General features: G+C 73.6%; 13 protein-coding genes. 11 read left to right on the forward strand and 2 right to left on the reverse strand.

Features of this window, described 5'->3' with window-relative positions; all coding sequences use genetic code 11:
* Positions 1 to 42: 42 nt before the first annotated feature.
* Entirely contained in the window at positions 43 to 1,107 is a 1,065-nt protein-coding gene (locus ACLQ2X_RS12255; protein ID WP_425681117.1) for an LCP family protein, read from the forward strand.
* A gap of 108 nt (positions 1,108 to 1,215) precedes the next feature.
* Positions 1,216 to 2,670: a sugar transferase gene (locus ACLQ2X_RS12260; protein WP_425681118.1), complete on the forward strand. Its 1,455-nt coding sequence runs from the start codon at positions 1,216 to 1,218 to the stop codon at positions 2,668 to 2,670.
* On the opposite strand, the gene rfbD is transcribed toward ACLQ2X_RS12260, so the two are convergent.
* Together rfbD and rfbB are read right to left on the reverse strand one after the other, a co-directional pair.
* The gene (gene rfbD / locus ACLQ2X_RS12265) at positions 2,667 to 3,527 is read right to left on the reverse strand and encodes a dTDP-4-dehydrorhamnose reductase (protein ID WP_425681119.1); all 861 of its coding nucleotides are present in this window, start codon (positions 3,525 to 3,527) and stop codon (positions 2,667 to 2,669) included. The two genes, ACLQ2X_RS12260 and rfbD, sit on opposite strands and share 4 nt — an antisense overlap.
* A complete protein-coding gene (gene rfbB / locus ACLQ2X_RS12270; RefSeq protein WP_425681120.1) occupies positions 3,524 to 4,522 on the reverse strand; it encodes a dTDP-glucose 4,6-dehydratase in 999 nt (332 codons plus the stop codon). The genes rfbD and rfbB overlap by 4 nt, the downstream gene beginning before the upstream one ends.
* Positions 4,523 to 4,610: 88 nt before the next feature.
* Between rfbB and rfbA the strand changes: the two genes are divergently transcribed.
* From rfbA to ACLQ2X_RS12315, 9 genes are all read left to right on the forward strand, one after another.
* A complete protein-coding gene (gene rfbA / locus ACLQ2X_RS12275; protein WP_425681121.1) occupies positions 4,611 to 5,492 on the forward strand; it encodes a glucose-1-phosphate thymidylyltransferase RfbA in 882 nt (293 codons plus the stop codon).
* Positions 5,489 to 6,112 (forward strand): dTDP-4-dehydrorhamnose 3,5-epimerase, encoded by a 624-nt coding sequence (gene rfbC / locus ACLQ2X_RS12280; protein WP_425681122.1) that lies wholly within the window; start codon positions 5,489 to 5,491, stop codon positions 6,110 to 6,112. Before rfbA ends, rfbC begins: the two co-directional genes overlap by 4 nt.
* A 110-nt stretch (positions 6,113 to 6,222) precedes the next feature.
* A complete protein-coding gene (locus ACLQ2X_RS12285; RefSeq protein ID WP_425681123.1) occupies positions 6,223 to 7,374 on the forward strand; it encodes a glycosyltransferase in 1,152 nt (383 codons plus the stop codon).
* Between the two features lie 21 nt (positions 7,375 to 7,395).
* Positions 7,396 to 8,256: a glycosyltransferase family 2 protein gene (locus tag ACLQ2X_RS12290; RefSeq protein ID WP_425681124.1), complete on the forward strand. Its 861-nt coding sequence runs from the start codon at positions 7,396 to 7,398 to the stop codon at positions 8,254 to 8,256.
* Entirely contained in the window at positions 8,253 to 9,494 is a 1,242-nt protein-coding gene (locus tag ACLQ2X_RS12295; protein WP_425681125.1) for a hypothetical protein, read from the forward strand. Before ACLQ2X_RS12290 ends, ACLQ2X_RS12295 begins: the two co-directional genes overlap by 4 nt.
* Positions 9,487 to 10,383, forward strand: coding sequence for a glycosyltransferase family 2 protein (locus tag ACLQ2X_RS12300; protein WP_425681126.1), 897 nt, complete (start codon positions 9,487 to 9,489; stop codon positions 10,381 to 10,383). The genes ACLQ2X_RS12295 and ACLQ2X_RS12300 overlap by 8 nt, the downstream gene beginning before the upstream one ends.
* Positions 10,384 to 10,385: 2 nt before the next feature.
* Positions 10,386 to 11,543 carry a glycosyltransferase family 4 protein gene (locus ACLQ2X_RS12305; protein WP_425681127.1) on the forward strand — a complete coding sequence of 386 codons (1,158 nt, stop codon included), beginning with the start codon at positions 10,386 to 10,388 and terminating at the stop codon, positions 11,541 to 11,543.
* Entirely contained in the window at positions 11,540 to 12,946 is a 1,407-nt protein-coding gene (locus ACLQ2X_RS12310) for an O-antigen ligase family protein (RefSeq protein WP_425681128.1), read from the forward strand. The genes ACLQ2X_RS12305 and ACLQ2X_RS12310 overlap by 4 nt, the downstream gene beginning before the upstream one ends.
* A complete protein-coding gene (locus ACLQ2X_RS12315) occupies positions 12,930 to 14,345 on the forward strand; it encodes a hypothetical protein (protein WP_425681129.1) in 1,416 nt (471 codons plus the stop codon). Before ACLQ2X_RS12310 ends, ACLQ2X_RS12315 begins: the two co-directional genes overlap by 17 nt.
* Positions 14,346 to 14,363 lie beyond the last annotated feature (18 nt).

Consider the following 14,363-nt stretch of genomic DNA (forward strand, 5'->3'; position numbering starts at 1 on the left):
GGACGGGGCCCGCGGGACCCGGCGACTCAGTAGCATCACGGCATGTCAGCTCGCCACCGGCTCGCCGCATCCGACCCTGTCCACCCGGACTCCGACGTGGAGCCGGACGCGGCGGAGGCGACCACCCCGAAGCGTCGCCGGGGCCGGCGGATCGCCCTGATCGTGCTGCTCGTGGTGGTGCTGCTGGCCGGCGGCGGCGCGCTGGCCGGTGGGCTCTACTACCGGTCGGTGGACAAGTCCATCGACCGGGTCGACGCCTTCGAAGGTGTGCCGGAGGAGTCGCGGCCGGAGGTCGGGGCCAAGGGCGCGATGAACATCATGATCCTGGGCAGCGACTCCCGCGACCCGGAGAACACCGGCGGTTCACGCAGCGACACCATCATCCTGGCCCACCTGCCGAAGGACCGGTCGAGCGCGCAGCTCATCTCGATCCCCCGGGACACGTGGACGGCCGTTCCCCGGTCCAAGGACGGCCGCGGCGGTCGGGACGCGAAAATCAACGCGGCGTACGCCTGGGGCGGTGTGCCGCTGATGGTGCAGACCGTGGAGAAGTTCAGCGGCGTGCGGGTCGACAACGTGGCGATGGTCGACTTCGCCGGCTTCAAGGAGATCATCGACGCGCTCGGCGGCGTCGAGGTCGACGTGGAGAAGGGCTTCACCACGAGGTACTCGCTAATCGGCACGCGCACCTTCGAGAAGGGCCGGCAGACCATGGACGGAGCCGCCGCGCTGGACTACGCGCGGGAGCGCCACGCCTTCCCCGACGGCGACTTCGCACGCATCCGGCACCAGCAGCAGGTGATCAAGGCCATTCTGGACAAAGCCGCCTCGGGCGGGGTGCTGACCAACCCGGCCAAGCTCAACTCGTTCGTCCGGGCCACGTCGGATTCGGTGGCTGTCGACAAGTCGCTGTCCCTGGTGGACCTGGCGATGGAGATGCGCGGCCTGCGCAGCGGCAACCTGACGTTCTTCACCTGCCCGGTGAAGGGGACGGGCCGGGTCGGCAGCGAGAGCGTCGTGTTCCCGGACCCGGCACGCTCGAAGACACTGTTCGACGCGGTGCGCCGCGACTCGGTCCCCGACATCCTGGCGATCGGCGAAAAGTAGGACGTCGATCTGCCATGCCGGTGGTGGTGGCGAGGCACAGTCGCTCGTATCCTGCGATCGCCCTCGGTCCTTCCGTCCGGGCCGGGGGCGTCACGGGGAGGATCGACCATGCCACGCCTGCCGGCGTCCGAGCATCCGGCCGCACCGCCGCCCGGTGCGCCGATGAACAGGTCAACGAACAGCGACCTGGACACCACCACAGTGCTCCCGTACGCGGGTTCGCGGGCGTCCACGCGCACCCGGCGGCTGCGGGCCTGGATGGTGACCGCACCCATCGACGTGGCGGCGCTGCTCGTCCCGTTGCTGGTGACCCAGAACTACTGGCGCGGCACGTTGTCCAACGCCGCGCTCACCATCGGTTTCTTCGCCGCGGGCGGGCTCTACCGCCCGCGGCGGCACATCAGCATCCTGGACGAACTGCCCAGCCTCGGCGGCCGACTGCTGGCCTCCGGCGCGGTGGTGGCCATCATCGCGACGCTGCGGCACGATTCGGTGCCGTACGTCAGCGGGTTCGTGCGTGGCGTGGCACTCTCCGCCGGTCTGGTGATCGTCGGGCGGGCGCTGAACACCCGGCTCATCCTGCTGGCGCGCAAGCGCCGGTGGGTGGAGCACAACGCGATAGTCGTCGGCGGCGGACCGATCGGCGGGGAACTGGCCCGGCTGCTGCGCCGCTACCCGCAGTACGGGCTGCGGTTCGTCGGCGCGGTCGACGCCCCGTCGCGACCGCGCATGGGGTCGCTGCCGCTCATCGGCACGATCGACGACCTGGAGAAGCTCACCGACATGCTGGAGTGCGAGGTCCTGGTCATCGCCGACCCGGACTGCTCCGAGGCCGACCTGATGGAGTCGCTGCTGCGGCCGGCCAGCTCGCGGTGTGACCTGTGGGCGGTGCCGCGCCTGTGGGGTTCACGGTCCCAGGGCGGCTACCCCGACCACATCGGCGCCATTCCGATCGTCAAGATCGGCGACACGACGCTCAGCGGTCCACGGTGGCGGGTCAAGCGGGCCTCCGACGTGGTGTTCGCGGTGACCGCCCTGGTGGTGCTGAGCCCGTTGCTGCTGCTCTGTGCCGTCGCCACCTTCCTCGACGGCGGTCGCGGTGTGTTCTTCCGGCAGGAGCGGATCGGCCGGTACGGCAAGCCGTTCCACGTCGTCAAGTTCCGGTCGATGCGCCCGGAGGACGAGCACGAGTCGCGGACGAACTGGTCCATCGCGCACGATCAGCGGGTCGGGCCGATCGGCCGGTTCATGCGGCGCACCTCGCTCGACGAACTGCCGCAGCTGTGGAACATCCTGCGCGGCGAGATGAGCGTGGTGGGCCCCCGCCCGGAGCGACCGCACTTCGTGGAGAAGTTCTCCGTGGAATACCCGACCTACGCGATGCGTCACCGCGTGCCGGTCGGGCTCACCGGGCTGGCGCAGGTCAGCGGCCTGCGCGGGGACACGCCGATCTCGGACCGGGCGCGGTTCGACAACTACTACGTGGAGAACTGGTCGCTCTGGCTCGACATCAAGATCGTGCTGCGTACCGTCGCCGAGGTCTTCCGGGGCGGCGGCCGCTAGCGGCCGGCGAGCGCCTCGGCCAGGTCCGCCTGCCAGGGGCCCGGCGGCGGCAGCTTCGCGGCGGCCCACCGGCCGTGCGCCAGCACGCTGTAGGGGGGACGCCGCGCCGGGCGCGGGAAGCGGTCGCTGGTGGTCGGCCGGACCCGGTCCGGGTCGAGGCCGCGCAGGGCGAGGACGGCGCGGGCCAGGCCGTACCAGGTCGTCTCGCCCGCGGCGGTGCCGTGATACGTCCCGGGCGCCGCGTCGCCGGCCAGCGCCGCGTCGGCGAGCGCCACGAGACGCTCGGCGAGCCGGTACGACCAGGTGGGCTGCCCCCGCTGGTCGTCCACGACGTCGAGCCGGTCCCGTTCGGCGGCCAGCCGCAGCATCGTGGTGACGAAGTTGCGCCCGTGTGTGGCGTAGAGCCAGGCGGCGCGCACGACGTACCCGGTCTCGGGCAGCAGCCGGGCCACCGCCAGTTCCCCGGCGAGCTTGCTGCGCCCGTACGCGTTGACCGGGCCGGTCGGCGCATCCTCCGGGTACGGCTCGGTGGCGTCCCCGGCGAACACGTAGTCGGTGGAGACGTGCACCAGGCGGGCGCCGGACACGGCGCAGGCACGGGCCAGGGTGGCGACAGCGTCGCCGTTGACCGCCGTGGCGTCCCGTTCCCGGGTCTCCGCGCCGTCCACGTCGGTCCAGGCGGCGGCGTTGAGCACCACGTCGTGGCCGCCCACCGCGTCCCGGACCCGGGCGGCGTCGGTGACGTCGAGGTCGGCGCGGCCGGCGGCGGTGACCGACACGTCCGGTCGGGTCCGCAGGACGGCCAGCAGGTCCTGCCCGAGCATCCCGCCCGCGCCGGTGACGAGGAGCCGGGTCATCCGTTCGCCGTCTTCAGCGGCTCCCACCAGGCCCGGTTGTCCCGGTACCAGCGCACGGTCTCGGCCAGCCCCCGGTCCAGGTCGATGCTCGGCGTGTAGCCCAGCTCGGTGCTGATCTTGCTGATGTCCAGCGAGTACCGGCGGTCGTGTCCCTTGCGGTCGGTGACCGGGACGACCCGGTCCCAGCCGGCGCCGCAGGCGTCCAGGAGCCGTCCGGTCAGCTCCCTGTTGGTCAGCTCGGTGCCGCCGCCGATGTGGTAGACCTCGCCGGCACGCCCCTTCTCCTGCACCATCGCGATGCCCCGGCAGTGGTCGTGCACGTGCAGCCAGTCCCGGACGTTGCCGCCGTCGCCGTAGAGCGGCACGGTGCCGCCGTCGAGCAGATTGGTCACGAACAGCGGGACCACCTTCTCCGGGAACTGGTACGGCCCGTAGTTGTTGGAACAGCGGGTCACCACCACGTCCAGTCCGTGGGTGCGGTGGTAGGCCAGCGCGAGCAGGTCGGACCCGGCCTTCGAGGCGGAGTACGGCGAGTTCGGCGCCAGCGGCCAGCTCTCCGTCCAGGAACCGGAGTCGATCGAGCCGTACACCTCGTCGGTGGAGACGTGCACGAACCGGCCGGTGCCGTGGCGCAACGCGGCGTCCAGCAGCGTCTGCGTGCCCAGCACGTTCGTGGTGACGAACGGGGCCGCGCCGGTGATGGACCGGTCCACGTGCGACTCGGCGGCGAAGTGGACGATCACGTCGTGCCCGGGCACCACCTCGTCGACGAGCGCCGCGTCGCAGATGTCGCCGTGCACGAACCTCAGCCGGGGGTCGTCGCGTACCGGGGTGAGGTTGGCGAGGGTGCCGGAGTAGGTGAGCTTGTCCAGCACGGTCAGCGCGGTCGGTGACTCGACCCGCACCCCGGCCGCGTCGCCACCGGGAACACCCAGCAGCATCCGCGCGTACTCCGACCCGATGAAGCCGGCGCCGCCGGTGACGAGGATCCTCACGGGTCGAGGAGTCTACGCCGTGTCACCGCGCCGCAGGCGCGACGACGGGCCACGGGGAGGGCGCCGTCGTCGCGGGTACTCTCCGCGGGTGCGTGGAATCCTTCTCGCCGGCGGCACCGGCTCCCGGCTCTGGCCGATCACCCGGGCCGTCTCCAAGCAGCTGATGCCGGTGTTCGACAAGCCGATGATCTACTACCCGCTCTCCACCCTCGTGATGGCGGGAGTGCGGGACATCCTGGTGGTGACGACGCCGGAGGACCGCGCCCAGTTCGAGCGGCTGCTCGGCGACGGCAGCCAGTGGGGGCTGTGCCTGGCGTACGCCGAGCAGCCCCGCCCGGAGGGCATCGCGCAGGCGTTCCTGCTCGGCGCGGACTTCATCGGCGACGAGTCGGTGGCGCTGATCCTCGGCGACAACATCTTCCACGGTGTCGGGCTCGGCCGGCAGCTCGCTCAGCACGGCGACCTGGCGGGCGGCCGGGTCTTCGCGTACCCGGTGGCGAACCCGCAGGAGTACGGCGTGGTCGAGTTCGACGACGCCGGCCGGGTGCTCTCGATCGAGGAGAAGCCGGCCCGTCCCCGGTCCCGGTACGCGGTGCCCGGCCTCTACTTCTACGACAACCGGGTGGTCGACATCGCCCGCAAGCTGACGCCCAGCGCGCGTGGCGAACTGGAGATCACCGCGGTCAACGAGACCTACCGGGCGTGGGGCGAGCTGACCGTGACGGTGCTCGACAGGGGCACCGCCTGGCTGGACACCGGAACGTTCACCTCGATGATGCAGGCAGCCGAGTTCGTCCGGGTGATCGAGGAACGCCAGGGCATGAAGATCGGCTGCGTCGAGGAGGTCGTCTGGCGGTCCGGGCTGATCGACGACGAGCGGCTGCGCGTGCTCGCCCATCCGCTGACCCGCAGCGGTTACGGCGATTACCTGCTGGGCCTGTTGGCCGAGCGGGGCGGGAACGACCGATGAGGATCCGGCCGCTGAGCATCGAAGGAGCCTGGGAGATCACGCCCCGGCAGCACGGCGACTCCCGCGGCTTGTTCACGGAGTGGTACCGCTTCGACCGACTCGCCGAGGCGGTCGGGCATCCCCTGCGGCTCGCCCAGGGCAACCTGTCCGTCTCCGCGCGGGACGTGGTGCGCGGGATCCACTTCGCCGACGTCCCACCCGGGCAGGCCAAGTACGTCACCTGCGTCCGCGGGGCGGTGCTCGACGTGGTGGTCGACGTCCGGGTCGGCTCGCCCACCTACGGCCGGTGGGAGGCGGTGCGCCTAGACGACACCGACCGGCGGGCCGTCTACCTCGCCGAAGGGCTGGGGCACGGGTTCTGCGCGCTGACCGACGACGCGACGCTCAGCTATCTCTGCTCCGCCACCTACAACCCGTCGGCCGAGCACACCGTGCACCCGCTGGACCCGCACCTGGGGATCGACTGGCCGGCGACGACACCGCTGCTCTCCGCCCGGGACGCGGCGGCGCCGAGCCTGAGTGAGGCCCGGGCGTCGGGCCTGTTGCCCCACCACGACGCGTGCCGGTCCTACGTGGATGCCCCGGGCTCGCGCGAGATCCCCGGTCCGGCCGGGTCCTGACGCGCTGCCCGCGGTATTTGTCCGGCGGGCTGGCGGTTGCGCCGACCGACCCCATATCCTGCGATCGCCCTCGGCCCGTCCGACCGGGGCTGCCACGGGAGGGAAGCACGATGTCCGGTCCGCCGCCACACGCCGCGGCCACCGGGGCGACCGCGGAGCCGGCCGGCTCCACCGTTCCCGCCCTCGACGACGCGTCCGTGGCGCTGGTGCACGAGTGGTTCGGCGTCACCGGCGGTTCCGAGCAGGTCTTCCGGAACATCGCCGAGCTGTTCCCTGCGGCGCAGCGGTTCGCGCTGTGGAAGGACGACGGGGTGGACGAGCCGCTCCTGCGGGAGTCCTGGCTGGCCCGCACCCCGATTCGCCGCAGCAAGGCGTTGGCCCTGCCGCTGATGCCGGTGGTCTGGCGGACGCTGACCCGGGAGCGCTTCGACGTGGTCATCTCGTCCAGCCACGCCTTCGCGCACACGGTCCGGCTGGGGCCGCCCGAGACCACCCGGCACCTGAGCTACGTACACGCCCCGGCGCGATACCTCTGGAACCCGGCGACGGACGGCCGCGGGGCGAGCCCTCTGCTCACCCTGCCGCGACGCGCGCTCCAAGGCGTCGACCTGCGGTTCAGCCGCCACGTGCACCGGTACGCGGCCAACTCACGTGAGGTGCAGGCCCGGATCCGGCGCTACTGGCGACGCGACGCCGTGGTGATCAATCCGCCGGTGCGGGTGGACTACTTCGCCGCCGCGCCGGCCGCCGACCGCGCCCAGGCGCGCGACTACCTGCTCGGCGTCGGGCGCTGGATCCCGTACAAGCGGTTCGACCTGATCGTGGCGATCGCCGAGGCCGCCGGGATGCCGCTGGTCATCGCCGGCTCCGGCCCCGAGGAGGCGAACCTGCGCCGGCTCGCCGAGCGGGCCGGCGTCCCGGTCACGTTCGAGGTCACGCCGAGCCAGGAACGGCTGCGGCGGCTCTACTGGGGCGCGCGGGCGCTGCTCTTCCCGGTGCACGAGGACTTCGGCATCGTGCCGGTGGAGGCACAGGCGTGCGGCACCCCGGTGCTCGGCCTGCGGCGCGGCGGGCTGCTGGAGACGGTGGTCGACGGCGAGACCGGCTTGCTTGTCGACTCCACCGACCCCCGCGACCACGCGGCACTCACCCGGCGTCTGGACGAGTTGCGGCCCGATCGCGTGCAGGCCCACGCGGCAACCTTCTCCGAGGCGTCCTTCGCCACGGCCTTCGCCGCGTGGGTGGCGGAAGCCGTTGCCTAGCCCGGCCCGGGCGGCGAGCCGATGACCACGCTCGGCATCGCCGTCGTCAACTACCGCAGCGCGGCGGACACCGCCGGCCTGGTCCGGTCGATCCTGGCCCACCACCACGACCCCGACCTCAAGGTGGCCGTCGCGCTCGTCGACAACAGCGACGAACACCACCGGCTGGCGGAGGTCGCCGCGTTCGCGCACCGGCACGGCCTGGTGGCGCGGGTGCTGCACGGTCACGGCAACGTCGGGTACGCCGCCGGCAACAACCTGGCCGGGCGCTGGCTGTGCGACGCCGGAGCCGACGTGATCTGGGTGCTCAACCCGGATGCCCGGATCACCGGTGGGGCGCTCGCCGCGGCGGCTCGACTCGGCCCGGCGGGCGACTGCGTGATCGGCGCGACGACGTGCCAGGACACCTCCGGGGTTCGCCGGCCCGACCTGGGCGCGGTCGACCTGTGGACCGGCCGCAGCGGACGGCCGCCGGGGCCCCGCACGCTGACCTATGTCGCGGGGCACTCCGTGCTGCTCACCCGGACGGCGTTCGAGCGGCTGGACGGGTTCTCCGAGGAGTTCTTCCTGTTCTACGAGGAGGCCGACCTGGCCGTGCGGTGCGCGCGGCTCGGCGTACCGGTGCGCGTTCTCCCGGACCTGCTGGTGACGCACGCGGGCGGCGGCGCGACGGGCGCGAGCACCGACCTACGGGCCAAGTCGCTGCTGACCTACTTCCACGCCAGCCGCAGTTGCATGATCTTCTTCCGGCGCCACTACCGCCGCCGGCTCGCGGTCGCGACCGCCGCCCGGCTGCTCTACGCCGGCCGCGCCCTGCTGGCGGCCGGTCCGGCCGCGGCGGGCGCGGTGCTGCGGGGCACGGCGGCGGGACTGCGGTCATGACCGCGTCGGCGGTGACGGCCCTGCGGCGTGCGGCCGCCAGCGCCACCCTGATGTACGTCGTCGCGCTGGGCATGTCGGGTGTGGCCATCCTGCTCAGCATCGCGCTCCCGCCGGCCGAGCGGGGCCTGCTGGTGGCCACCACGGCGAGCGCCACGATCGGTGTCGCGGTCGGCGGGTTGTCGCTGGAGACGTTCCTGCTGGCGCAGGGGCGGCGGTGGCTCGACGAGCTGGCCGGGCGCCGCAGCCTGCTCGTCTACCTCGCCACGGTGCCCCTGACCGCGGCGCTGGCCTGGTTGTTCGCGCGCTACTCCGAGGAGGCGAGGCCGGGCGTGGCGGTCGTCGGCGCGGCGTGCATCGCGGCGAGCAACGTGCCGGCCGCAGCCGGGCTCACGCTCGGCGGCTTCCTGAGCGTCTACCGGTACCGGGCCGCTTTCGCCGCCGTCGCGCCAGCGCTGTACGTCGGCCTCATCCTGGCCGATGTGGACGACGCGGACCACTGGCTGACCGCATGGCTGGGCTGCCAGGCGGTGATGGCGGTGGCGTTCTGGGCGCGGCACGGCCGGCCGCTGGCCCGGCTTCTCCGCCGGGCCACCTCGACGCGGGAGCGGATCACCCGGCTGGGGCTCACCCACACGGGCGCGGTGGCCCAGGTCTTCACCTACCGCTTCGACCAGTTGGCACTGGCCCGTCACCAGGGGCCGGACGTGCTCGCCGTCTACTCCCTCGCGGTGGCGGCGATCGAGTTCACCCAGGCCGGCGCGGTGGTCGCCGCGCAACGGACACTCGGCGACCACGAGGACGGCTCCGCCCGCCGGCTGGCCGGTGTGCTGCGCCGGGCGGTCTGGCTGGCCGCCGGCATGGGTGTGCTGGTCCTGGTCGGGCTCGCCGCGATCGGCGTACTGGCCGACGGCTACACGGCCGCTCTGCTGATCGGCCTGATCCTGGTGCCGCGCAGCCTCGCGGTGACCATCGGCAAGGTCCTCAGCGCCCGGCTGGTCAACCTCGGCGGCGAGCGCGCGACCGCGGTGATCGCGGTGGGTACGGCCCTGGCCGCGATCGTCGGCTACTCTCTCACCGCTCCCGCGTTCGGCGCCGTGGGTGTCGCCGCCGTCTCGGTGGCGCTCTTCGCGGCGCACAGCACGGTCACCGCCGCCACGCTGCGGAGATGGCCCGCGCGGCAGGACGCGCCGGGACCCGACTCCCCGGCCCGGAACAGTGAGGTTGGCAGCAGTGCCTGACAAGGTCGTCGCGGTGATCCTCAACTGGAACTGCGTGGACGACACGCTGCGCTGCCTACGGGCGGTGACCGCCGGCAGCCTCGTGCCCGAGGTCGTCGTCGTCGACAACGGCTCGACCGACGACTCCCCAGCGCGACTCGGCCACCTCGACGGGCGCGCCACCCTGCTGCGGCTCGACGACAATCTCGGTTACGCGGGCGGGATGAACGCCGGCATCCGGGAGGCCCAGGCGCGCGGCGCGGACTGGGTCTGGCTGCTGAACGCCGACGCGGTGCCCCGGCCGGGTGCGCTGGCCGCGCTGCTGGCGCACCGGGAGCGGTTCACCGTGGCGACGTCGGTGCAGACGACCTCGGCGCACCCGGACGACCCGGCCGCCGAGCCGTACGTGGTCGCCGCCATGCTTCCCGGCGGCAAGGTCCACCCGTTCCGCTGCGCGGGATGCGCCGACGGGGTGCACGAGGTGGACGTGGTCACCGGCGCCGCGCTGCTGCTGCGGGTGCCCGACGTGGTCCGGGTCGGGTTCTTCGACGAGCGCTTCTTCCACTACAAGGAGGAGTTCGACCTGGTCCGCCGGATCGCCGACGCGGGCGGGCGGATCGCGCTGGTGTGCGCCTCGGAGGTCTGGCACAAGCGCGGCGGCAGCCTAAGCGGCTCCAGTCCCCGGGCGCTCTACTACTACCACCGCAACGAGATCCTGTACGTGCGCAAGCACTACCGCCGTCCGCTGCGGCGACTGCTGCTCAGCGAGCCGATCCACTACCGGCGGCTGGCGACCGCGCTGCTCCGGCTGGCGACCGCGGACCGGAGTCGCCGCCTCGGCTCGCGCGCGGTCCTCGCCGGATACCGGGACGGCCTGCGGGGCGTCCACGGCGCCACCGAGAGGTTCTGACGGTGCACCTGCTGTTCGTGAGCCACTCGGCGGAGCTGATGGGCGCGGAACGTTCGCTGGTCGCGCTCGTGCGGGAGGCGGCCCAGGTCCGGGGGCACCGGATCACCGTCACGCTGCCGGCGGCGGGTCCGCTGGAGTCCGAGCTGACCGCGGCGGGCGCCGCCGTGACGGTCCTGCCGACCCGGCTGTGGATGGGCCGGCGGCACCTCGGCCCGGTCGGCGTGCTGCGGTCGGTCCAGGCGCTGGCCTCGGTGCCCCGGTACCGGCGGTTCCTGCGGCGGGCGCGGCCCGATCTGGTGGTCACCAACTCGGCCGTGGTGCCGGCCGGCGCGATCGCCGCCCGGTTGGCGGGCGTCCGGCATGTCTGGACGGTCCGGGAGAGCCTGCTGACCAACCCGAGCCTGCGCTCCGCCCTGCCCCGCCGGACGATCGCCCGGATCATCGCCGCCCGGTCGGTGGGCGTCGTCGCCATCTCGCGGTACGTCGCCGGGCAGTTGCTGGCCGCGGCGCCCGGCGTCGGGGCGAAGCTGCGGGTCGTCCCGCCCTCGGTCGAGCCCGGCGCGGTACGGCCGCCGGCCCCGTCCGGCGGCCACGGGCCGGCGGGCGCACACGGGCTGGCGCGACTGGTGCTGCTCGGGCGGTTCACGCCGGAGAAGGGACAGGCGGACGCCATCGAGGCGCTCGGGCACTGCCTGCGGGCCGGGTGCCCGCTGCGGCTGACGCTGGCCGGCGTCGGCGACCCGGTCGCCCAGCGTGCCGTTCGGGAACTCGCCGAACGGCACGGCGTCGGTCACCTCGTCGACGTCTCCGCCTGGGCGGACGATCCGTACCCGCTCTACGCGGCGGCGGACGCGACACTGATGCTGTCCCGCAACGAGGCCTACGGCCGGGTCACCGTGGAGTCGCTGATGGCAGGCACCCCGGTGATCGGCTACCGCGCCGGCGCCACCACCGAACTCCTCACCGACGGCGGTGGAGTGCTGGTGGAGCCGGACGCCGGGGCGCTGGCGCGGGCCCTGCTGGACCTGGCCGCGGACGCGGGGGCGGTCGGCCGGCTCCGGTCCGCCGCCGCCCGGCGGGCAGGTGAGCTGACCGCGGCACCGTCGTCGGCGCCGCAGTTCGTCTCCTACCTGGAGGAGCTGCGGACGGACCGCCGGTGACCCGGTCGCCGTGGTCGATCGGGCCGCCGGCGGCGCTGGCGGTGACGGCCGGCGTGCTCGCCGTCCGGTGGCCGGTCCCGGCGGTGGCCACGGCCATGGTCGCGCTGACCGGCTGGGCGCTCTGGACCCCGGCCCGACTGAACCACGCGCTCTTCACGGTGCTGTTCCTGGTGCCGGTCACCGTTCGGCTCGGCGGCTCGACCAAGACGGTGTGGATCGTGCTGCTGGCCGCGACCGCCATCGCCCTCTACGGCCGGCTCCAGCAGCTGCGCCCCGACACGCCGCTCGCGTCCGCCGGGATGGCCGGGTTCGTGCTGCCCGTCGCGGGGGTCGTCGCCGCGCTGGCGCACTGGAGCGGGCCGAAGGATCTGCTGTTCGCGCTCACCCCGTTCGTCTGCTACGCCGTCATCACCTGGCACGTGGTGGCGGAGGCTCGTCGCCAGCCGGCGGCGTTCGTCCGGCTGGCCCGGTTCTTCGCCTGGCTGGGCGTGCCACTGGCGCTCCTCGCGATCTACCAGCGGGCCACCGGCACCTGGCCGGTCCTGGACGAACTGGCCGTCAGCAACGCCTTCACCTCGTCGGCCGGCGCCGGCCGGTCCGTCGCCACGATGGGCCATCCGATCGTCTACGGCACCTACTGCCTGATGTCCATGTGCGTCGCGCTCGCCCTACGCGGCCGGGCCTGGCCGGTGCCGTTCGCCGCCGGCGCGGTGGGGTTGCTGCTCTCCGGCTCGCGCAGCGCCTGGATCGGCACGGGATGCGCCCTCGCGGTCTGGTACGTCGCCCGGCGGCCGAGGCTGACCCGCCGTGGCGTCGCCGTCGCCGCGGCCACCGTCGCCGCGGCGACCGCGCTGGCGCTGGCCGGCCCCGCGCCGGTGCGGGGCACCGTCGAGATGCTGCGCGCGCGGCTGTCCAACGTCGGCGGGTCCAGCTCCGCGACGGCCCGCTACAGCCGGTACGAGGTGGCGTGGCAGGCGCTCACCGACAGCGTCGACCGGATGCTGTTCGGTCTCGGGCCGGAAGCGCACGTCCGCTTCTTCCAGGAGGTGGGCATCGGTGACCACCTGGCGCAGACGTTCGACAACAGCTTCCTCACCCTCTGGTACGACCTGGGACTGGTGACGCTGCTGCCGTTCGTCGCCCTCCTGGTGGCGTTGTTGGTCAGGGCCCGGTCGCTGGCCGCCCGGCTGCTGGTCGTGGGGATGACGGCGCAGATCTTCTTCTTCGACTTCTATCTGTGGCCGTGTGCCGCGGCCGTGTTGATCCTGGCCGCCGGCCTGGCCGTCGTCGACGCGGACGTCGACGCGGACCACCCGGCGGCGCGGACGTCCGTGCCGCCGGCCGGTGCGGGTTCCGGGTCGTTGAGCGCAAAGGGAAGGACCACAGGTGAGGCTCGTCGGTGAACCCCGGCCGGCCGCGGTTTCCGGCTCACCGAAGCCGGCGGCACGCGGCCGCGACGGCGTACGTGCCGCAGTCGACCGGTCCCTGCTGGCGGTCCGCGGCTGGACCGAGCTGACGCCCCGGCACCACCTGCGGGCACTGCGCCGGTACCGGTGGACGGTGCTGATCCTGGTGCTGCTCGGCGGGGTCGGCGGTGGGCTGGCGGCAGCGTCGCAGACCCCGGTCTACCGGGCGCAGGCGCGGCTGCTGTGCTCGCCGAACTTCCCGACGAACGACGTCCGGCAGCTCGACACCGGCGGCAACTACATCCTGCAACGCGTCCGGTCGTACACCGAGGTCGCCAACAGCGCCGAGGTGGCCGCGGCGGTGACCGCGAGGCTGGGGCTGCCCTACTCGCCGCAGGAGCTGATGTCGCGGATCACCGTGACCAGCAGGGCCAGCACCGCCGTGCTGACCGTCGAGGTCGACGACACCGAGCCGGAGCGGGCCCGGGACATCGCCAACGCCGTCGCGGAGGAGATCCCCGCGTACATCGCCCGGGTCGAGCGGCCGGCCGGCGTCGACCGGTCGCCGGTGAAGGTCACCGTGGTACGCCAGGCGGTGGCACCGGAGTCGCCGGAGTCGCCGCGACCGCTGACCGATGTCGGCCTGGGTCTCGCCGGTGGGCTGGTCGTCGCGGCGGTCACCGCGCTCGGGCGGTACGCGCGGGAACGCGCCGTCCGGGACCCGCAGCACGCCGCCGAGGTGGCGGACCTCGTCCTGCTGACCGACGCCGTGTCGGCGGGCCCGGCCCCGCTCGCGCCCGACGGGGCGCCCGACCGGGTGGAGGAGCTGCGGCGGTTCCGGACGAACGTCCGCCTCCAGGCGGCCGGTGGCCCGCTCACCAGCGTCGCCGTGGTGGAACCCACCACCGGCGCGGGGGCGGCGGTCACCGCGGCCAACCTCGGAATCGCGTTCGCGCTGGCCGGCGAGCCGGTGGTCCTGGTCGACGCCGACCCCGACCGCCCCTCCGTGCACGAGTTGTTCGGCGTCGGCAACGACTACGGCCTGACGACGGTCCTGCGCGACGGGGCGCCGGTGCACGCCGCGCTGGTGGGGTGGCGACCGGACGTGCCGCTGCGTGTCCTCCCGGCCGGGCCGGCCGGGGCCGGGCCGCTCCGGTCGGACCGGCTGGCAGACCTGGTGAAGGCGTTGCGCCTCGACGGGATCCTGGTGCTGGTCGTGGGCCCACCGCTGCTGTCCGAGGCGGACACACTGCTCCTGGTCGGCGCCACCGACGCCACAGTGGTGACCGCCCACGTCGGGTCGACCGACGCGGACTCGCTCGCGGCCGCCGTACGGGTGCTGCGGCGGCTGCCGGCGAACCTGCTCGGGCTGGTCGCGGTGCGGCCGTCCGGATAGCCCGGAGCGGGGACCGGG

It is taken from the genome of Micromonospora sp. DT31, assembly GCF_049841795.1.
Taxonomy (GTDB): Bacteria; Actinomycetota; Actinomycetes; order Mycobacteriales; family Micromonosporaceae; genus Micromonospora.

What these genes read in the sequence shown, in the direction of transcription:
- ACLQ2X_RS12295 (WP_425681125.1), top strand. Translation starts at nt 8,253, where the DNA reads ATGACCGCGTCGGCGGTGACGGCCCTGCGGCGTGCGGCCGCCAGCGCC.
- rfbD (WP_425681119.1), bottom strand. Translation starts at nt 3,527, where the DNA reads ATGACCCGGCTCCTCGTCACCGGCGCGGGCGGGATGCTCGGGCAGGAC.
- rfbC (WP_425681122.1), top strand. Translation starts at nt 5,489, where the DNA reads ATGAGGATCCGGCCGCTGAGCATCGAAGGAGCCTGGGAGATCACGCCC.
- ACLQ2X_RS12260 (WP_425681118.1), top strand. Translation starts at nt 1,216, where the DNA reads ATGCCACGCCTGCCGGCGTCCGAGCATCCGGCCGCACCGCCGCCCGGT.
- ACLQ2X_RS12285 (WP_425681123.1), top strand. Translation starts at nt 6,223, where the DNA reads ATGTCCGGTCCGCCGCCACACGCCGCGGCCACCGGGGCGACCGCGGAG.
- ACLQ2X_RS12290 (WP_425681124.1), top strand. Translation starts at nt 7,396, where the DNA reads ATGACCACGCTCGGCATCGCCGTCGTCAACTACCGCAGCGCGGCGGAC.
- ACLQ2X_RS12255 (WP_425681117.1), top strand. Translation starts at nt 43, where the DNA reads ATGTCAGCTCGCCACCGGCTCGCCGCATCCGACCCTGTCCACCCGGAC.